The 18,779-nt window shown below is 64.0% G+C and carries 16 protein-coding genes; 9 read left to right on the forward strand and 7 right to left on the reverse strand.

Annotation, left to right across the window (positions count from 1 at the left end; all coding sequences use genetic code 11):
• Positions 1 to 7 precede the first annotated feature (7 nt).
• From BOO69_RS03205 to BOO69_RS22965, 8 genes are all read left to right on the forward strand, one after another.
• Positions 8 to 964: a branched-chain amino acid ABC transporter permease gene (locus BOO69_RS03205; RefSeq protein WP_071970241.1), complete on the forward strand. Its 957-nt coding sequence runs from the start codon at positions 8 to 10 to the stop codon at positions 962 to 964.
• On the forward strand, positions 961 to 2,298 hold the full coding sequence (locus BOO69_RS03210) for a branched-chain amino acid ABC transporter permease (RefSeq protein ID WP_071970243.1): 1,338 nt from the start codon (positions 961 to 963) through the stop codon (positions 2,296 to 2,298). The genes BOO69_RS03205 and BOO69_RS03210 overlap by 4 nt, the downstream gene beginning before the upstream one ends.
• The gene (locus BOO69_RS03215; RefSeq protein WP_071970245.1) at positions 2,295 to 3,056 is read left to right on the forward strand and encodes an ABC transporter ATP-binding protein; all 762 of its coding nucleotides are present in this window, start codon (positions 2,295 to 2,297) and stop codon (positions 3,054 to 3,056) included. The genes BOO69_RS03210 and BOO69_RS03215 overlap by 4 nt, the downstream gene beginning before the upstream one ends.
• Positions 3,053 to 3,757, forward strand: coding sequence for an ABC transporter ATP-binding protein (locus BOO69_RS03220; RefSeq protein WP_083545623.1), 705 nt, complete (start codon positions 3,053 to 3,055; stop codon positions 3,755 to 3,757). Before BOO69_RS03215 ends, BOO69_RS03220 begins: the two co-directional genes overlap by 4 nt.
• 3 nt (positions 3,758 to 3,760) lie before the next feature.
• Positions 3,761 to 4,966: a serine hydrolase domain-containing protein gene (locus tag BOO69_RS03225; RefSeq protein ID WP_071970249.1), complete on the forward strand. Its 1,206-nt coding sequence runs from the start codon at positions 3,761 to 3,763 to the stop codon at positions 4,964 to 4,966.
• Complete coding sequence (locus BOO69_RS03230) at positions 4,963 to 6,918, forward strand: acetoacetate--CoA ligase (protein WP_071970251.1); 1,956 nt, start codon at positions 4,963 to 4,965, stop codon at positions 6,916 to 6,918. The genes BOO69_RS03225 and BOO69_RS03230 overlap by 4 nt, the downstream gene beginning before the upstream one ends.
• 11 nt (positions 6,919 to 6,929) lie before the next feature.
• Positions 6,930 to 7,799 carry an acyl-CoA thioesterase gene (locus BOO69_RS03235; protein ID WP_071970253.1) on the forward strand — a complete coding sequence of 290 codons (870 nt, stop codon included), beginning with the start codon at positions 6,930 to 6,932 and terminating at the stop codon, positions 7,797 to 7,799.
• A gap of 303 nt (positions 7,800 to 8,102) precedes the next feature.
• Positions 8,103 to 8,303, forward strand: coding sequence for a hypothetical protein (locus tag BOO69_RS22965; protein WP_156874852.1), 201 nt, complete (start codon positions 8,103 to 8,105; stop codon positions 8,301 to 8,303).
• A gap of 181 nt (positions 8,304 to 8,484) precedes the next feature.
• Here BOO69_RS22965 and BOO69_RS03240 read toward each other — a convergent pair whose 3' ends face one another.
• The 7 genes from BOO69_RS03240 to BOO69_RS03270 form a co-directional block, all read right to left on the reverse strand.
• On the reverse strand, positions 8,485 to 8,853 hold the full coding sequence (locus tag BOO69_RS03240) for a VOC family protein (RefSeq protein WP_071970256.1): 369 nt from the start codon (positions 8,851 to 8,853) through the stop codon (positions 8,485 to 8,487).
• A gap of 16 nt (positions 8,854 to 8,869) precedes the next feature.
• A complete protein-coding gene (locus BOO69_RS03245) occupies positions 8,870 to 9,643 on the reverse strand; it encodes an SDR family oxidoreductase (RefSeq protein ID WP_071970258.1) in 774 nt (257 codons plus the stop codon).
• Positions 9,644 to 9,647: 4 nt separating this feature from the next.
• Complete coding sequence (locus tag BOO69_RS03250) at positions 9,648 to 10,418, reverse strand: SDR family NAD(P)-dependent oxidoreductase (RefSeq protein ID WP_071970260.1); 771 nt, start codon at positions 10,416 to 10,418, stop codon at positions 9,648 to 9,650.
• On the reverse strand, positions 10,415 to 11,728 hold the full coding sequence (locus tag BOO69_RS03255; protein ID WP_237267553.1) for an acyl-CoA dehydrogenase family protein: 1,314 nt from the start codon (positions 11,726 to 11,728) through the stop codon (positions 10,415 to 10,417). The genes BOO69_RS03250 and BOO69_RS03255 overlap by 4 nt, the downstream gene beginning before the upstream one ends.
• Before the next feature lie 82 nt (positions 11,729 to 11,810).
• On the reverse strand, positions 11,811 to 12,590 hold the full coding sequence (locus BOO69_RS03260) for an enoyl-CoA hydratase-related protein (protein WP_071970263.1): 780 nt from the start codon (positions 12,588 to 12,590) through the stop codon (positions 11,811 to 11,813).
• Positions 12,587 to 13,879, reverse strand: a complete 1,293-nt coding sequence (locus tag BOO69_RS03265; protein ID WP_071970265.1) for a 3-hydroxyacyl-CoA dehydrogenase — start codon at positions 13,877 to 13,879, stop codon at positions 12,587 to 12,589. The genes BOO69_RS03260 and BOO69_RS03265 overlap by 4 nt, the downstream gene beginning before the upstream one ends.
• Positions 13,876 to 15,594 (reverse strand): class I adenylate-forming enzyme family protein, encoded by a 1,719-nt coding sequence (locus BOO69_RS03270; RefSeq protein WP_237267554.1) that lies wholly within the window; start codon positions 15,592 to 15,594, stop codon positions 13,876 to 13,878. The genes BOO69_RS03265 and BOO69_RS03270 overlap by 4 nt, the downstream gene beginning before the upstream one ends.
• 307 nt (positions 15,595 to 15,901) lie before the next feature.
• Here BOO69_RS03270 and BOO69_RS03275 point away from each other — a divergent pair, with 307 nt between their 5' ends.
• Entirely contained in the window at positions 15,902 to 18,778 is a 2,877-nt protein-coding gene (locus BOO69_RS03275) for a monovalent cation/H+ antiporter subunit A (protein WP_071970267.1), read from the forward strand.
• The last annotated feature ends 1 nt before the right edge of the window (position 18,779 follow it).

The following is an 18,779-nucleotide window of genomic DNA, read 5'->3' on the forward strand; positions in this document are numbered from 1 at the left end:
GGGGCCAATGGACCTCATTCTCGTCAATATCATCGACGGGCTTGTGACCGGACTGCTGCTGTTCATGCTGTCTGCCGGTCTGACCCTGATCTTCTCAATGATGGGCGTTCTGAACTTTGCCCACGCCAGCTTCTACATGCTGGGGGCCTATTTTGCCTACCAGATCAGCCAGGGACTGGGGTTCTGGATGGGGCTTCTGATCGCGCCGCTGATCGTCGGTGTGCTGGGCGCGGGGGTCGAACGCTATGGGCTCAGGCGCGTGCACCAGTATGGCCACGTGCCCGAACTGATCTTCACCTTCGGTCTGGCTCTGCTGATCGAGGAGCTGGTGCAATTCGTCTGGGGCAAGAACCAGATGCCCTATTTCGTCCCCGAGGCGCTGAACTTCTCGGCTTTCGCCATCGCGGGCAACTCCATCCCTGCCTACAAGATCTTCATGATCTTCATCTCGCTCGCGATCTTCATCGGGTTGCTCTTCATCCTGACCCGGACGCGCGTGGGCATGATCATTCAGGCCGCGCTCAGCTATCCCCGTACCGTCGAGGCGCTGGGCCACAACGTGCCGCTGATCTTCATGGGTGTCTTCGGCGTCGGCACCGCGCTGGCCGGTGTGGCCGGGGTGATCGCGGGACCGGTGCTGGGCACTTTCCCGGGCATGGCCTTCGTGCTGGGGTCCATCGTCTTCGTGACCATCGTGATCGGCGGTCTCGGGTCGCTTTGGGGCGCGTTGGTCGCGTCGCTGCTGATCGGCTGGATCACCACGTTCGCCAAGGCCTACAACATTGCGATGGCCGATATCCTGAACGGCATCGGGTTCGCGACCCCCGAGAACCTCGACGATAACCTGTTCCGCGACCTGTGGACCGTCACATCGCCGCAGATCGCTGATATCCTGCCCTACATCCTGATGGTGCTGATCCTGATCTTCCGGCCTTCGGGACTCTTTGGAAAGCGCCACTCATGACACAGATGGACACGAAATCAGACGTCAAGGGCGCCCGCGGCGACGAACAGATCACGACCGATCCGCGTTCCCCCGCGCAACAGATGGGCGCCGGCAACATGACGTTGACCTTCGCGCCATGGATCGTGGCGGCGGTGCTGTTGGCGATCCTGCCTTTCATCTTCACCAACAACTCCTCGATCACGATCATGAACCAGATGTGGATCACCGTGATCTTCGCGCTGGCCTACAACATGCTGCTGGGCCAGGGGGGCATGCTGTCCTTCGGTCACGCGGTCTATGCCGGGGTCGGCGGCTTTGCCTGCATGCACATCATGAATGCCTCCGACTTCTTTTCGGTGCTTCCACTTCCGGTCCTGCCAGTGTTCGGCGGGCTGTTCGGCATGGGGCTGGCGATCATCGTGGGCAGCTTCTCCACACGCAGCGCGGGCACCGTTTTCGCCATGATCTCCCTTGGCGTCGGTGAATTGATCGCGGCCTGTTCCGTGATCATCGTCGCCTTCTTCGGCGGCGAGGAAGGCATCTCGGGCGACCGGACCTATGCGCAGCCGTTCTTCGGTGTCGAGTTCCTGCAGCAGATCGAGGTGTACTACCTGATTTCGGCGTGGGTGCTGATCTCTGCCGCGCTCATGTACCTCTGGTCACGCACCCCTGTCGGCCGCATGGCCAACGCGGTACGCGACAATCCCGAACGGGCCGAGTTCCTGGGCTATTCCGCCCGCTGGGTGCGGTTCTACAGCTTCGTCGCCTCGGGCTTCTTTGCCGGGGTCGCTGGGGGGCTCTTTGCCATCAACTACGAGATCCTGACCGAGGAGAACCTGAACACCGCGTCGTCCGGCGTGATCCTTCTGGTCACCTTCCTCGGCGGTGTCGGCTTCTTCTTCGGGCCGATCATCGGCGCCATCGCCTTCACCCTGCTGCAAACGGTTCTCAGCCTGCAGACGGACCTCTGGGCCTTCTACGCCGGTACGCTGTTCGTCGCGACGGTGATGTTCTTTCCGGGCGGTCTGGCCGGGCTGCTGATGATGCACGTGCCCGTGTTCAGGCTGGGTAACGCGCGGTCGTTGATCGTGCCCTATTTCAAGACCCTGCTGCCCGCCCTGATCGGCATTCTCGGTCTCGCGGCCCTCGTCGAGATGGTCTTTCACGTCCGGCACGCCGCGCCCGGCGACGACGAGATGACGCTGTTCTGGACCACTTTCGACAGCCATGCCGTCCTGCCCTGGGTCATCGCCATCGGCGTCACCCTGATTGCGCTGGGCATCACCCGCGCCACGGCTCCCGGCCTGCGCGAAGCATGGAACGAGGCGACCACCCCAGGAGCGCGCGCATGAGCACACCGGCACTCGAACTCAACGGACTGAAGAAGAGCTTCGGCAAGGCCGAGATCATCCGTGGCATCGACCTGTCCATCGGCCAGTCGGAACGCCACGCGATCATCGGACCCAACGGCGCGGGCAAGTCCACGCTCTTCAACCTCATCACCGCACGCTTCGCGCCGACTTCGGGCACCGTGAAGCTGCACGGAGAGGATCTGACCGGGCTCCAGCCCTTCCAGATCAACCGCAAGGGGCTGTCGCGGTCGTTCCAGATCACCAACATCTTTCCCAAGATGTCGGTGTTCGAGAACGTGCGATGCGCGTTGTTGTGGTCACAGGGGTACAAGTACAGTTTCTGGAACCTTGTCAGCCGCAGCCGCGACCTGACCGCAGGCACCGAAGCGATCCTCGAGCAGATCAACCTCACCGCACGGCGAGATCTGCCCGCGGGCACGCTTTCCTACGCCGAACAGCGCGCGCTCGAGATCGGGATCACCATCGCGGGCGGGGCCGACGTGATCATGCTGGACGAACCCACCGCCGGCATGAGCCACTCGGAAACCGATTATATCACGGACCTGATCATGCGCGTGACCGAGAACAAGACGCTGGTCATGGTCGAGCACGACATGGGCGTGGTGTTCGGTCTCGCGGACCGCATCTCGGTGCTGGTCTACGGCGAGATCATCGCGACCGGCAGACCGGAGGAGGTGCGGGGCGACCCGAAAGTCCAGGAAGCCTACCTCGGCGCGGCATTGGAGGCCGAACACTGATGATCGAAGTCACCGACATGCACGCCTATTACGGCAAGTCGCACATTCTTCAGGGCGTGACGCTGAACGTCCGCGAGGGCGAGATCGTGGCCCTTCTGGGCCGCAACGGCGTGGGGCGCTCCACCACCTGCAAGGCGATCATGGGCGAAGTCGAGCCGAAAGGCTCGGTCAAGTTCAAGGGGCAGGAGATTGCCGGCAAGAAGGCCTACGAGATCGCCAACATGGGTGTCGGCTACGTCCCCGAGAACCGCGATATCTTTCCGGGCCTCACCACCCGCCAGAACCTGACACTGGGCCTCAAGCCGGGTCAGAAGGACGGTGCCGGCCGCTGGTCCATGCAGGCGATGTTCGACATGTTCGAAAACCTCAGCCGCCGCGCGGATGTCGAGGCGTCGGTGCTTTCGGGCGGCGAACAGCAGATGCTGACCATGTGCCGCACCCTGATGGGCGATCCGGATTTCATCATGATCGACGAACCGACCGAAGGCCTGTCGCCGCAGATGGTGCAGAAGGTGGCCGAAGTGCTCAAGGCCATCGCCGACAAGGGGATCTCGACCCTGCTGGTTGAGCAGAAACTGTCCATTGCAATGGACATCGCCCATCGTGTTTATGTGATGGGGCACGGACAGGTCGTCTTTGAAGGGACACCCGCCGAACTCAAGGCCCGTGACGATGTACGCAAGGAATGGCTAGAGGTCTGAAGTATGGGCGGATTTGATGCTGGGCGCCTGGATCGCATCGCGGTCTGGATGCAATCTTACGTGGAGCAGCGCCGTTTCGCCGGATGTTCCGTCCTTCTCGCCCAGGGCGGGAAGGAGGTTTGCTACCATCAGGCCGGGCTGCGGGACGTGGCCGCGGGCAAACCGTGGGAGCGCGACACCGTCGCCCGCATCTATTCAATGACCAAGCCGGTCACCAGCCTCGTGCTGATGACCCTTGCCGAAGAGGGGTTGTTTCACCTCGACGCGCCGGTGTCGGATTTTCTGCCCGCCTTCTCGGACATGACCTGCCTCGTGCCCGGTGCCACCCGCGCCGACCAGGTGGAGCCTTGCGCGCCGCCGACGCTTCACCAGCTGCTCACACATACGTCGGGCCTCAGCTATGCCTTCAACCCCGGCCCGCTGGGGAAGCTGATGGCCGAACACAAGATCGAGTTCCGGGCCAGTCAGCCCGGTCTCGCGCCGATGTGCGACGCGCTGGCCGCGCTGCCGCTGGCCTTCCGCCCCGGCACCCGCTGGGAATATTCCGTCGGCATCGATGTCATCGGCCGCGTGATCGAGGTCGTCACCGGCCAGACCCTCGAAGAGGTCTTCATCGAGCGCGTCTTCGACCCGCTGGGGATGCATGAGACCCGGTTCTCGGTGCCGCCCGCGGCGCGGGACCGTTTCGCGGCGTGCTATACCCCGCTGGCCGAGGGCGGCTTTACCGTGGGCAAGGCCGAAAAGGGGCCTGACCCGCTGCGCCTGATCGACGGCGCGGAGAAGTCTCCGTTTCTGTCCGCCACCCTGATGTCCGGCGGCGGCGGGCTGGTCGGCACGATCGACGACTACCTCAAGTTCACCGAAATGCTGCGCACCGGTGGCGCGGGGATCATCGGCCCCATGACGCTGGAGTTCATGATGCGCAACCACCTGCCGGGCGAGATCGCGTCGATGGGGCCGCAAAGCTTTGCCGAGCAGCCGATGGAAGGCATGGGCTTCGGCATCGGCGGGGCGGTCCTGCTGAATCCGGGCCGTGCACGGTCGCCCGGATCGGTCGGCGATTTCAGCTGGGGCGGCATGGCCTCGACCTTCTTCTGGGTCGATCCGGTGCTCGAACTCTCCGCCATTTTCTTCACCCAACTCGTGCCGAGCAGTTCCTATCCCGCGCGACCCCAGCTCAAGGCACTGGTCCACGGGGCAATGACATGAGCGCCGACGTCCTCTGGGAACCCTCCGCCGACCGGCGCGAGGCCAGCACCATGGCCGCGTTCGAAGGCTGGCTGGAAGAAAACCGCGGCCTGACCTTCGATGACTACAACGCCATGTGGCGGTGGAGTGTCGATGACCTCGAAGGGTTCTGGTCCGCCATATGGGAGTTCTTCGACGTGCGGGCCAGCTTGCGGCCCGAAAAGTTGCTGGTCCGGCGTCAGATGCCCGGTGCCGAATGGGGCACCGGCGCGCGGCTCAACTATGTCGATCAAGTGATGAAACATGCCGAGGGTCGCGAGGACGCGACGGCGCTGATCGTTCAGTCCGAAACCGTCGGGCGCCGCGAAATCACCTGGGGCGAGTTGCGCCGCCAGGTTGCCAGCGTCGCCGCGCATCTCGCGGAAATGGGCGTAGGCAAGGGCGACCGGGTCGTCGCGATCCTGCCCAACACCGACACCGCGCTCATCGCCTTTCTGGCGACGGCGAGCATCGGTGCGATCTGGTCGCTTTGCGCGCCGGACATGGGGCATGTGGCGATCCTGGACCGGTTCAAGCAGATCGAGCCCAAGGTGCTGATCGCGCAGGACGGCTACATTCATGCGGGCAAAATGATCGACCGCCGCGCCGTGCTCTCGGACATTGCCGCGGGCCTGCCCAGCGTTACGCATTGCGTCACCGTGGCCGTTGCGGGCGACCTGCCCGAAACGCACCTGTCCTGGGACAGCCTGACAGGGGACGATGCCACCTATCGCTCGGAACAGGTGGAATTCGAACATCCCCTCTGGATCGTCTATTCTTCGGGCACCACGGGCAATCCGAAACCCATCGTGCACGGCCACGGCGGCATCATTCTGGAGGCGGCCAAGCAGTCGCTGCACCACGACCTGACCAACCGCGACAGGTTCTGCTGGCTCACGTCCTCGGGGTGGATCATGTGGAATGCCCAGTGGATGGCGCTGGGGCAGGGGGCGACCGTGGCCCTGTTCGACGGGGCGCCGAACCATCCCGACATGGGCGTCGTCTGGCGGTTCATCGCGGATGAACGGCTGACCTACTTCGGCGCCGGTGCCGCGTTCTTCTCGGGCTGCATGAAGGCGGGCGTGACCCCGCGCACCGAAGTGGACCTGTCCGCTCTGCGCTCGCTCGGTTCCACCGGCTCGCCCCTGTCGTCGGATGCCTACGACTGGATCTACCGTGACGTGAAGCCGGACCAGTGGCTCGCACCGATCTCGGGCGGGACGGACCTCGCCGGGGCTTTCGTTCTGGGCCATCCGGGCATGGCCGTGCGCGCGGGCGAGATGCAATGCCGCGCGCTCGGCAATGCCGTGCGTGCCTATGACCCGCAGGGCAACGAACTGGTCGGCGAGGTGGGAGAACTGGTCTGTACCGAACCGCTGCCGTCCATGCCGCTGTTCTTCTGGGGCGACGACGACGGCAGCCGGCTGTTCGACAGCTATTACGCGGATTACCCCGGCGTCTGGAGGCACGGCGACTGGATCAGCATCGACGCCGACGGCCACAGCGTGATCTACGGGCGCTCGGACGCCACCATCAACCGCAAGGGCCTGCGCCTGGGGTCCGCCGAAATCTATCAGGCGGTGGAGGGACTGGACAGCGTGCTGGACAGTCTCGTGGTCGACCTCGAATTCCTGGGCCGCGACAGTTTCATGCCGCTTTTCGTGGTGCCCGCCCCCGGCGTGGCCTTTGACGACGCGCTCAAGGACCAGATCAACGCGGCCATCCGCAGCGGCGTGTCGGCACGATTTATTCCGAATGAAATCATAGAGATACAGGAAGTTCCCCGCACCCTGTCGGGCAAGAAGCTTGAGGTTCCGGTCAAAAAGCTGTTGTTGGGAGGCGATCCCGAAACGGTCGTGAACCGCGATTCCATGGCCAATCCGTACAGCTTCGACTTCTTTATCGCCTATGCCGCGGCACGGGCCCCGACCTGAGAAAGCCCCCCATGACCGCCGTCGCCGAAGAACTTCTGGACCTGCTGGACATCGAACAGCTCGAGGTGGACCTGTTTCGCGGCATCGGCTCGGGCGGGGAAACGACGACCCGGATTTTCGGCGGGCACGTGATCGCGCAGGCGCTGATGGCGGCGTACCGAACCGTGCCCGACCGGCTTTGTCATTCCCTGCACGCCTATTTCATCCGTCCCGGCGACCCGTCGATACCGGTGATCTACCAGGTGGACCGCGCCCGCGACGGCGGCAGCTTCACGACACGGCGGGTGGTGGCGATCCAGCACGGCAAGCAGATCTTCAATCTTTCCGCCTCGTTCCATGTGGCGGAGGAGGGCTGGGAGTATCAGCACCCCATGCCGGACGCGGACACACCGGAAAACTGGCCGGACCGACCCGCCCTGCGCGCCGCCAATGTCGAGAAGATACCCGAGAAATACCGCGAGGATTTCCTGCGCGAACGCCCCATCGAGATCCGCGAGATCGAACCGCGCGACCTGATCGAACCGGACCGGGCGGACGACCGCAACCAGCTCTGGTTCCGGATGGAAGCTGCGCGCGGGCAGGGGCCGCAGATGCAGCACTGCCTGCTGGCCTATGCGTCGGACATGAACCTGCTGGGGTCATCGCTGCGGCCCCACGGGCTGACCTGGTTCCAGGGCAAGGTGATGACCGCGAGCCTCGACCACGCGATGTGGTTCCACGCCCCGATCGAGTTCTCGGACTGGCACCTCTACGACCTAGACGCGCCCTGGACAGGGGGCGGCCGCGGCTTCAACCGCGGCCTGATCTACAGCCAGACCGGCCAGCTTGTCGCATCGGTCACGCAGGAAGGTCTGATGCGCCCGCTGAAGAAGCGGGGGTAGTACGGCTGGTTCGGGGACTTGGTCGTCAGGTCCAACATCCGAGACAGATCGCGCCCGCCCCGTGGGGGCGGCTCGGGCGCTGCCAAAGCCTTGCTTTGGCAATAGGTCTTCTCATTGAGAGTGGAGCATCGGCTCGAAGCGGCCCTTCGCTGCGCTATGCACGAACGTCCGCAAAGCGGACTTTACCGACATTCGCCAAATGCACGTCGATGTCCGGTTCGGGTGAAAAAATAATGGTTGTCATCAGCCGAACTGGGTTGTCCCTTGGAAAGGGCAATGCGTCGTTAGTGTGGGACTTCACATATGAACTATATTGATTTTGCTATGTTAAATGCGCTTTCGCTCCTTACTATCTCCGCAATGGACCTCAGTAGAAGATCAGGAACCAACGCAGAACAAGGCAATAAAAACAGGGCGACTCTCCTGCTGTTTGCCGCTGGTTTTTTGCAGGTCGCGACAGTGTTTCTTGCTATTCACGTCGGATTTCGACTTTTCTCGATTTGAGTGCCATTTAACGAGGACAGTCATTCAAAGGGCAGAACCGGCCACTCAAGTTCTCAAAGCTGCCGTTCGCCGGGTTCGCGAACCGCAGGGAGCGTCGGAGGGCAGTTATGCGGACCACAGCTGCCGGTCAATAGGAGCTCTTTAGGTCCTGATCCTAGACCCCAGCGCGGCGCGCTTCACATCACCCGAAAACGAAGAAACACAGCTTGTTGCCGTCCGGATCACGGACGTAGGCACCGTAGAACTGGTCCTTGATGCGCTGGCCCGGCGCGCCCTCGTCGGGTGCGTCGAGGTCGCGGGCGCGCGCGTACATCGCGTCCACCTCGGCCTTGTCTTCGCAGGTGAAGGCGATCATCGTCCCGTTGCCGGGGTTGGGTGCATTGCCGTCGTAAGGCTCGCACATGGCCAGCATCGGCTTGCCTCGCCCCGCCGACAGAAAGGCGATGCGCCCCTGGTCCATGACCACCTTGGCCTTGCCCTCGAACAGGTCGCCGTAAAACTTCTTGGCGCGGGCCATGTCCGCCACGCCGATTGTTGCATATCCGATCATTCTCTGTCCCTCGCGGTTAGCGGTCGAAATTGCCGAAGCGGCGGTTCAGCTTGCGCATCCCCCCGATCCAGCGGTCGTAGTTCTCGGTCTTGTTGCGCATGTAGGCCAGCACTTCAGGGTGCGGCAGCACGAGGAAGGTCTCGTCCCGGATCGCCTGCACGCAGGCTTCGGCCACCGGGGCGGGTTCCATCATGCCGTCGATCGCCGCCACGTGGTCTTCGTGGCCGCGCGTCATTTCCGTGCGCACCGCCTGCGGACACAGGACGCTCACCTTGATGCCCTGATCGCCGTACGTCAGGGCGATCCACTCCGCCAGCCCGACGGCCGCATGCTTTGTCACGCCGTAGGGCGCCGAGCCGACCTGGTTCAGCAGGCCGGCGGCAGACGCGGTGTTCAGGAAATACCCGCCGCCGCGTTCGGCCATCTTCGGCACCAGATGGCGTGCGGCCCAGACATGGGCCATCACGTTGATCTCCCAGATGCGCTGCCAGGCGTCGTCCTCGACCTCGACACCGCCCGCGACGGAAATGCCCGCGTTGGAGCAGAAAAGGTCGATCGGCCCGGCCTCGGCCTCGACCTTGTCGATCATGCCGGTCAGCTGGTCGCGGTCCCGGACATCGACCATGTGGGCGCTGCCGCCCATCATGGCTGCCGTTTCCTCCGCGCCTTTCAGGTCGCGGTCCACGCAGGCGATATGTTTCGCGCCTTCTTCGGCAAACCTTTGGCACATGGCGCGGCCGATGCCGCTGGCGGCACCAGTCACGACGATGATCCTGTCTTTCAATTCCATGTCGTCACGTCCACATGTTGGAGCCGCCGCAGACGGTCAGGGCCTGACCGGTCATGTAGCGGCTTGCATCGGAGGCAAGGAAGACGGCGAGTCCCGCGAAATCCTCCGGCTCGCCCAGGCGGCGCAGGGGGATCTCTTCCTTGATGCGTTTCTCGACCTCGGGATTGTCCCACAGTTCGCGTGCGAATTCGGTCTTGACCAGCCCCGGACAGATCGCGTTGAAACGCAGGCCCTTCGGCCCGAATTCCGCCGCGAGGTTGCGGCACAGCCCGATGAGCGCGAGCTTGGACATGCCGTAGGTGCCCAGCATGACCGACGGCTTGAACGCGCCGATGGACGAGGTGAACGCCATCGACCCCGACCCCTTCTCGATCATGTCGGGGGCCACCATCTGGGCCAGCCAGAGGTTGGATTTGACGTTGGCGTTCATCGTCTTGTCATAGGCGTCGTCGGGGATTTCCGAGGTCTTGCCGTAATAGGGGTTCACGCCAGCGTTGCCGATCACCACGTCGATCTTGCCCGCCTTTTCGTGGGTCTGATCGACCAGCGCCTGAAGCTGGTCCTTGTAGCCCACGTTGCAGGCCACCGCGTGGGCCGTTCCCTTGCCGAGGGCGTTGATGCCCTCGGCGGCTTCGTCAAGCTGATCCTGCTTGCGGGCCGAGATCACGACGGTGGCGCCGTGCTGGGCGAGGGCCGTGGCCATCGCCAGTCCCATCCCCTTGGAGGCGCCGGTCAGCAGCGCCACCTTGCCGGTGAGGTCGAAAAGATCGCTCATCCCATGAACCCCGCGCTGCCACGGTTTTCCGTGTGCTGCTTGGCGGCGTCCTGACGCGCGTTGCTTTCCTTGTAGGTGTTGACCTCGTGCCGGGCGATGACGTGGTGGTGCACCTCGTCCGGGCCATCGGCGTAGCGCAGGGTGCGTTGCTGGGCGTACATGCCCGACAGCGGCGACCACTGCGAGATCCCCGTGGCACCATGCACCTGCATCGCCTGGTCGATGATCTCGCAGACCTGTTCGGGGACCTTCGCCTTGATCATCGACACCCAGATGCGGGCTTCCTTGTTGCCCAGAACGTCCATCGCCTTGGCGGCCTTGAGAACCAGAAGGCGCATCGCCTCGATCTCGATCTTGGCGCGGCTGATGGTTTCCATGTTCTTGCCAAGGTCGATGATCCGCTTGCCGAAGGCTTCGCGCGACAGGCCGCGTTCGATCATCAGGTCCAGCGCCTTTTCCGCCTGCCCGATGGAGCGCATGCAGTGGTGAATGCGGCCCGGTCCAAGGCGGACCTGGCTGATCTCGAACCCCCTGCCTTCGCCCCAGAGGATGTTGCTTTCCGGCACGCGGACATTGGTGAACCGGATGTGCATGTGACCGTGCGGCGCGTCGTCATGGCCGAAGACATGCATCGGCCCGAGGATTTCCACGCCGGGCGTGTCCATCGGCACGAGGATCTGCGATTGCTGGCGGAAGGGTTCCGCGTCGGGCGAGGTCTTGACCATGACGATCATGATCTTGCAGCGCGGATCGCCCGCACCGGAGATATAGTATTTCTCGCCGTTCATCACCCATTCGCCGTTTTCCAGCACGGCGGACATGGCGATGTTCTTGGCATCCGACGACGCGCGGTCCGGTTCGGTCATCGCAAAGGCCGAGCGGATTTCACCGGCCAGCAGGGGCTTGAGCCACTTTTCCTTCTGCTCTTTCGTGCCGACCCGTTCCAGCACTTCCATGTTGCCCGTGTCGGGGGCCGAACAGTTCAGTGTCTGCGAGGCGAGGGGGTTCTTGCCCAGTTCCGCCGCGATGTAGGCATAGTCGAGGTTCGACAGGCCTTCGCCGGTTTCCGCGTTGGGCAGGAAAAAATTCCACAGCCCCGCGTCGCGGGCCTTCTGCTTGGCCCCTTCCAGCAGTTCCAGCTGGCGCGGATGATAGCTCCAGCGATCCTCCTGCGCGTCGCCCAGCCGGTGGAATTCCTCGGTGATCGGGTCCACGTTCTCGCGGATGTGCTTGATCACCGCGTTCAGCAGGGGCTTGTTGGCCTCCGACATCTCGAGGTTGTTCAGTTCCGGTGGGTTCATGTCGCTCATCAAATGTGCCTCCTTGGGCGTTGTTCCGTCAGTCTGTTTCCGGTTCCCTCGGAACCGCGAATTGGTGTCCCCGCGGGGACGGTCACTTGTTCACCCAGTTGGGTTTCCGTTTTTCCACGAAGGCGTTGACGCCTTCCTTGAAGTCCTCGGTCTTGGCCAGATCCGCCTGCACCTCGCGCGAGTAGGCGAGGCTTTCGGGGAGGCCGTCGGCAACCGCCATGGAGTTCAGGATGCGTTTCGTCGCCTTCACGGACGATGGCGAGACGCTGCACAGTTCCTCGGCCTTGGCCATGGCGCGGTCCATCAGATCGCCCGCAGGCAGGACTTCGTTGACGCAGCCCAGGCTCAAGGCCTCGGCGGCGTCGATGGTCCGGCCGGTCAGCATCAGTTCCTGCGCGGCAAGGCGCCCGATGTAGCGCGACAGGCGCTGCACGCCGGAAGCGGAGGCGAAGAAGCCGACCTTGACCTCGGGCAGGGCGAACTTGGCGTTTTCCGAAGCGAGGATGATGTCGCAGGACAACGCGGTTTCGAAACCGCCGCCCATCGCGAAACCGTTCACGGCGGCGATCAGCGGTTTTTCCAGATCGAAGCGCGAGGACAGGCCGGCAAACCCGGTCTGCGGCAGGCCCTTCTTGATGCCGCCCTGCTGTGTCGCCTTGAGGTCGTTGCCGGCGGAGAACGCCTTGTCCCCCGCGCCGGTCAGCACGGCGACCCACAGGTCCTGGTCCGCCGCGAAGGCATCCCAGCAATCGCTCATCTCGTGGTGCATGTCCTCGTTGACGGCATTGTAGACGTCGGGCCGGTTCATCGTCACGACCAGGATATGGCCCTTCTTTTCGGTCTTGATGTACTCGTAGCTCATACCTTGAGCCCTCCAGTGTCGATTTCGGTGAATTTGCCGCCCGACTCGGCGAGCTTGCGCAGGGTGTCGGCGGGGGCGAACTCGGGGTCCTCCGCGCCCAACTGCTCCATGCGGTTCAGCACGGCCTGCGCGCCGACCATGTCGCCGTAGAACATCGGGCCGCCCTTGTCAGCCGGCCAGCCGTAGCCGTTAAGCCAGACCACATCGATGTCGCTGGGGCGTTGGGCCTTGTTCTCTTCCAGGATCTTCACCGCCTCGTTGATCATCGGATAGATGCAGATCTCGATGATCTCCTCGGGGTCCATCTTGCGCGGTTCGGCCCCGGTGATGTCGCGGATGATCCCCGCGGTCACGTCCGACGGAATCGGGCGGCGGTTCTCGTCGTAGTCGTAGTAACCCGCCTGGGTCTTCTGGCCGCGGCGGTCCATCTCGCACAGGGCATCGCGGATCGGGTTCTGGGTCTTGGCGCCCTTGGACCAGCCGATGTCGAGCCCCGCGAGGTCGCTCATCTGGAAGGGGCCCATCTTGAACCCGAACCGGTTCAGCGCCGCGTCCACGTCCCATGGCATGACGCCGGAATCGACCAGCTTGTTCGCCTGCTTCTGACGCGCAAAGAGGATGCGGTTTCCGACGAAGCCGGGACAGACCCCGACCAGTACCGCGACCTTGTTGATCTCGCGGGCCAGTGCCATGCAGGTCGCGACCACGTCGTCGGCGGTGTGCTTCGCGCGCACGATCTCGAGCAGCTTCATCACGTTCGCGGGCGAGAAGAAATGCAGACCGATCACGTCCTCGGGGCGCTTGGTCATGCCCGCGATTTCGTCGATGTCCAGCGCAGATGTGTTGGTGGCCAGGATCGCGCCCCGCTTCATCACGCTGTCGAGTTCGGTGAAGATCTTGCGCTTCAGTTCCATGTCCTCGAACACCGCCTCGATCACCAGGTCGCAGTCGGCCAGGTCGGAGAGGGACAGCCGCCCGTCGAAACGGCCCATCCGGATCTCGACCTCGTCCTGCGGGAAGCGCCCCTTGTCGGCGCTGCGCTGGTAGTTGCCGCGCACCACCTTCAGACCCCGGTCCAGCGCTTCCTGCGTCGTCTCGACGATCCTGACGTTGTAGCCTGCGGTCGCGAAGTTCATCGCGATGCCGCCCCCCATGGTGCCTGCGCCGATGATGCCCACGGTTTCGATCTTGCGATGCGCGGTATCGTCCGGCAGGTCCGGAACCTCCCAGGCGGCCTTGCCCGCCTCGGCGATGTACTGGCCGATTTCTTGTTCAGTCGGATGGGTCATGCAGTCTCTTCCATTTGTTTTAAACAGGCCGCGCGCAGGGCGCGGCGGTCGATCTTGTCGGTGGCGCCACGGGTCAGTGGCTCCTGCTGGCACCAGAGCAGCGCCGGTATCTTGAAGCTGGCGAGGTGCCCCTCGAGCGCCCGCGCCATTTCATCCCGAGTGAGGCTGGTGTCAGGGCGCAGTTGCACCACGGCGCCCACGATTTCGCCCAGCCGCTCGTCGGGAACGGAAAAGGCGCAGGCTTCGGCCACTTGCGGCAGCCGGTGCAGCGCGCCTTCGACATCGAGGCAGGCGATGTTCTCTCCGCCCCGGATGATGATGTTCTTCTTGCGGTCGAGGATGGTGACGTAGCCGTCTTCGTCGATCACACCCAGATCGCCGGTCCGCAGCCAGCCGTCCTGCATCGTTTCGGCTGTCGCCTCGGGCATGTTGAGGTAGCAGCGCATGTTGGCAGGGCTCTTGACCGTGATTTCGCCCAGCGTGCCCGGCGGGACATCCTTGCCCGCGTCGTCGAGAAAACGCAGTTCCTGCACGGGCGGGTGCAGCTTGCCCGCGCAGTCGGGCCTGGCCTTGTAGTCGTCGCCGATCATGCCGATCCCCAATGCTTGGGTTTCCGTCATGCCCCAGCCGGTGGCGACGCCCGCGTCCGGAAAGGTTTCGGCGATGGCTGCGACCTGCGCCGCGGGCCGTTTTGCCCCGCCCGCGCCGATGTAATCGAGGGAGGGCAGGGTTTCACCCATGCGGCGCGCCGCCTCGGACAATTCGGCGGATTGCGTGGGCACCCCCAGAAAGCGGGTGATGTTGCCATCGCGGATCAGGCGGACCGCCTCGGCGGCGTCCCAGCGGTACATCAGCGTGACCTTGGCCCCGGCAGGCATCGACAGCAAAAAGACAGGATGCGTCGCCGTCACGTGGAACAGCGGCGTGACCACCAGCACCGAGGGGCGCGGCGGTTCCGGGGCGTCGGGTTCGGGCGGTGTGACCAGCGGCGCTACGACGGACTGCATCAGCCAGCTGAACACCGCGTTGACGGCGCCCCGGTGGGTCTGCACCACGCCCTTGGGGTGTCCGGTCGTGCCCGAGGAATACATCACGGCGAAATCGTCGTCTGTATCGATCGCGACGTCGGGCGGCGCATCGCTGGCGGCGGCATCGTAGAGCGCACGGTAATCGTGATCGCCCTGTCCCTCGCCGTCGCGGCAGCCGATCAGCGTCAGGCCCAGCCCGTCTTTCAGCGGCGACAACCGGTCGATCCTCGGACGGTCGGCAAAGACGATGCGGGCGCCGCTGTCGCGCAGGGCATAGTCCAGTTCTTCGGTGGTCCACCATGCATTGAGAAACACCACCGTCGCCCCGAGCGACGAGATCGCCATGATCGCCGTCAGCAGTTCGGGGTAGTTGCGCATGGCAATGGCCACGCGGTCACCCTGGCGCACGCCAAGGTCGTCGCGCAGCGCATGGGCGATGCGGTGGGCGTGGCCCCGGAATTCGTCGAATGTCAGGCTTTCGCCCTCGTAGGAGAGATAGTCGAGCGCGCCATCTCCCTGCTTGGCCCGGCTGGCCGCCATCAGGGCGGGTACCGTTCCGGGGATGTTGCGGAACGCCTTGAAAGTCACGCCGCGGATCTCGACCTCTTCGACGGCGAAGGTGGGGTCGGTCGCAACCACATGGCGCACCGCCTCTTCGGGGGTCATGGCGGTCACGATGTCGGGCACCGGACAAGCGGGGTCGGCTGTTGGTGTCGCATGATATCCTCCCAGATCATCTGCCGCGCCGCCTCCTCCTCAGGTTGCGCGACTCTCACGCGGGAGGCTAGCCAGTAAATGCGGCGGTGCCAATACCGCAGGTCGGAACTTCGTTTCGCAAAGTTTCACTTCCCTTGCGTCACACCGCGCGGCGGCCTGCGCACTGCGTCAAAAGATGTCACTCGGCGCAAACGATTTTTCCCCGCTCGCCCTTGAGAAACCCGAAAAAAATGCTCAACAATACGGGACTGCACAGGCTGACAGACCAGGAGTTCAAGTGTCCCTCTTTCTTATCGTTGCCCTGCCGTTTCTGGGTGCTCTTCTGCCCGGACTGATGAATCCGGCGGGGCGCTCTGCCTGTGCCGGCGTGACGTTCACCGTGACCCTTGCCGCCTTCATCGGCCTGCTGACCAACCTTCCGGCCGTTCTGGCGGGCGACGTGGTGACGGCGGGCGTCGACTGGCTGCCGATGCTGGGCATGAACGTCAACCTGATGCTGGACGGCCTGGGCTTCTTCTTTGCCGCGTTGATCCTGGGTATCGGGCTGCTGATCATCACCTACGGGCGGTTCTACCTGTCGCGCAAGGACAACATGGGAGAGTTCTTTACCTACCTGTTGCTTTTCCAGGGCGCGATGGTGGGCATCGTGCTGTCCGACAACATCCTGCTTTTGCTGGTATTCTGGGAACTCACCTCGCTGTCGTCCTTTCTGTTGATCGGGTACTGGAAGCATCTGCCCGAAGGACGGCAGGGCGCGCGCATGGCCTTGACGGTGACCGGGATGGGGGGCCTTGCCATGATCGGGGGAATGCTGATCCTGGGCCAGATCGTGGGCAGCTACGACCTGAGCGTGATCCTGCAAAACCGCGATATGATCCAGGCCAGCCCGCTTTACATGCCCGCGCTGATCCTGATCCTGCTGGGGTGCTTCACCAAGTCGGCGCAGTTCCCCTTCCACTTCTGGCTGCCGCACGCCATGGCGGCGCCCACGCCGGTCAGCGCCTACCTGCACTCCGCCACGATGGTAAAGGCGGGCATCTTCCTGATGGCGCGGATGTGGCCGGTGCTGTCGGGCACGCCGGAATGGTTCGTGATCGTGACCACGGCGGGGCTGGTGACGATGGTTCTTGGCGCAGTCATCGCGCTGTTCAAGCATGATCTCAAGGCGCTGCTGGCCTTTTCGACCGTGTCGCACCTGGGGCTGATCACGATGCTGCTGGGCACCGGCACGGCCTTTGGCGCGATGGCGGCGGTGTTCCACATTCTCAACCACGCGACCTTCAAGGCGGCGCTTTTCATGTCGGCGGGCATCGTCGACCACGAGGCGCATACCCGCGACATCCGGCGGCTGGGCGGGTTGCGTCACCTGATGCCCATCACCTTTGTCATCGCCACGGTGGCGGCGCTGTCGATGGCCGGTATCCCGTTGCTGAACGGGTTTCTCAGCAAGGAGATGATGCTGGAGGAGGCCACCCATACGGTGCTTTTCGATACCTGGTGGCTGGTGCCGGCGCTGGCGCTGATCGGGTCGTTGTTCTCCGCCGCCTATTGTTTCCGTCTGATCGGTCACACTTTCCTTGGCCCGAAGCGCGACGACTATCCGGCGCACCCGCACGATCCGCCCTTTGGCATGTGGGCGCCGCCCGCGCTGCTGGTGGTGCTGGTCGTGGTGATCGGAATTGCGCCTTTCCTCGTTCAGGATTTCGTCTTCCTCGTGGCGCGCGCCGTGATCGGCGGTGTGGCCGAGCTGGATGTGCACTATATCAAGATCTGGCATGGCCTTGTGCCCGCGCTCTACATGTCCGTCGCCGCGGTGGTCGGGGGCCTTATCGTGCTGGCACTGTTCAATCCCTTGCTGCGCATGTGGGACGCGGCCCCGCGGCCCGAGGCCAAGACCATCTTCGAGGCGATCATCGCCGGCGCGGTCGCGCTGGCGCGGCGGAGCATTCACGGGCTGAACAACGGGGCCTTCACCCGCTACGCTGCGATCATGGCTGTGACCGTGGTGGCACTGGGATATCACGCATGGCGGACCGGCACGATCGGCCCCGCGACCCGGACCATGCAGCCCGCCGGCGCGATCGAGATCGCGGGCTGGGCGATGCTGGTGGCGGCGACGCTGGGGCTGGTGTTCCTGCACCGCAACCGCCTGCTGTCGCTGATCCTGATCGCCATCGTGGGGCTGATGGTGTCGGTCGGTTTCGTCGTGTTCAGCGCGCCCGACCTCGCCATGACCCAGCTTACCGTCGAGGTGGTGACGATCATCCTGCTGTTGCTGGCTCTGAACTTTCTGCCGAACCGCACGCCGGTGGAAAGCACCGTGCTGCGGCGCATGCGCGACGTGGCGGTGGCGATTGCCGGTGGTGTGACGGCGGCGTTCATGTCGTGGCATTTCCTGCTGCGGGACGCGGTGGCCCCCCCGATTTCCGAGTTCCACCTCGCCAACTCCTACAAGGGCGGGGGCGGCACCAACGTCGTGAACGTGATCCTCGTGGACTTCCGGGGCTTCGATACCTTTGGCGAGATCATCGTGCTGGGCATCGCGGCGCTGCTGATCTACGCCCTGACGGAAACCCTGCTGGACGGCCCGGTACGGGCGCGGCTGCTGAACCGCAAGCCGGACCAGCCGCGCGCCGGCGACATGCATCCGATGATGATGGTGGTGCTGACGCGCGTGATCATGCCGGTGGTGCTGATGGTGGGTTTCTACATCTTCCTGAGGGGGCATAACGAACCGGGCGGCGGGTTCATCGCGGGTCTGGTGGTGTCCATCGCCGTGGTGATGCAGTACATGGCCAGCGGCTTCAGCTGGGCCGCCGCGCGGCAGCGCTATCCCTATCATGGGATCATCGGCGCGGGCGTGCTCGTGGCCGGGCTGACCGGCATCGGGTCGTGGTTCGTGAGCAAGCCCTTCCTGACCTCGGATTACACCTATGTCCGCATACCGCCTTTCCACGAGTTCGAACTGGCGACGGCGGCGCTGTTCGACCTGGGCGTCTTCCTCGCCGTCGTCGGCGCGGTGATGCTGTCCCTGGAGAGCTTCTCGCGGCTGGCGCGCCGCGCGCACATGCCCGAAACGGACCACGCGATGGACATCGACCCCTCGCGCGATCCCGACGATCCCACAAATCCCAAACTCGAAGGGGGCGTGTGAG

The sequence above is a fragment of the Sulfitobacter alexandrii genome (assembly GCF_001886735.1).
Classification (GTDB): Bacteria; Pseudomonadota; Alphaproteobacteria; order Rhodobacterales; family Rhodobacteraceae; genus Sulfitobacter; species Sulfitobacter alexandrii.

Coding starts and splice junctions, on each gene's coding strand:
- BOO69_RS03205 (WP_071970241.1), top strand. CDS start 8: ATGGACCTCATTCTCGTCAATATCATCGACGGGCTTGTGACCGGACTG.
- BOO69_RS03210 (WP_071970243.1), top strand. CDS start 961: ATGACACAGATGGACACGAAATCAGACGTCAAGGGCGCCCGCGGCGAC.
- BOO69_RS03215 (WP_071970245.1), top strand. CDS start 2,295: ATGAGCACACCGGCACTCGAACTCAACGGACTGAAGAAGAGCTTCGGC.
- BOO69_RS03225 (WP_071970249.1), top strand. CDS start 3,761: ATGGGCGGATTTGATGCTGGGCGCCTGGATCGCATCGCGGTCTGGATG.
- BOO69_RS03230 (WP_071970251.1), top strand. CDS start 4,963: ATGAGCGCCGACGTCCTCTGGGAACCCTCCGCCGACCGGCGCGAGGCC.
- BOO69_RS03235 (WP_071970253.1), top strand. CDS start 6,930: ATGACCGCCGTCGCCGAAGAACTTCTGGACCTGCTGGACATCGAACAG.
- BOO69_RS22965 (WP_156874852.1), top strand. CDS start 8,103: ATGAACTATATTGATTTTGCTATGTTAAATGCGCTTTCGCTCCTTACT.
- BOO69_RS03240 (WP_071970256.1), bottom strand. CDS start 8,853: ATGATCGGATATGCAACAATCGGCGTGGCGGACATGGCCCGCGCCAAG.
- BOO69_RS03245 (WP_071970258.1), bottom strand. CDS start 9,643: ATGGAATTGAAAGACAGGATCATCGTCGTGACTGGTGCCGCCAGCGGC.
- BOO69_RS03250 (WP_071970260.1), bottom strand. CDS start 10,418: ATGAGCGATCTTTTCGACCTCACCGGCAAGGTGGCGCTGCTGACCGGC.
- BOO69_RS03255 (WP_237267553.1), bottom strand. CDS start 11,728: ATGAGCGACATGAACCCACCGGAACTGAACAACCTCGAGATGTCGGAG.
- BOO69_RS03260 (WP_071970263.1), bottom strand. CDS start 12,590: ATGAGCTACGAGTACATCAAGACCGAAAAGAAGGGCCATATCCTGGTC.
- BOO69_RS03265 (WP_071970265.1), bottom strand. CDS start 13,879: ATGACCCATCCGACTGAACAAGAAATCGGCCAGTACATCGCCGAGGCG.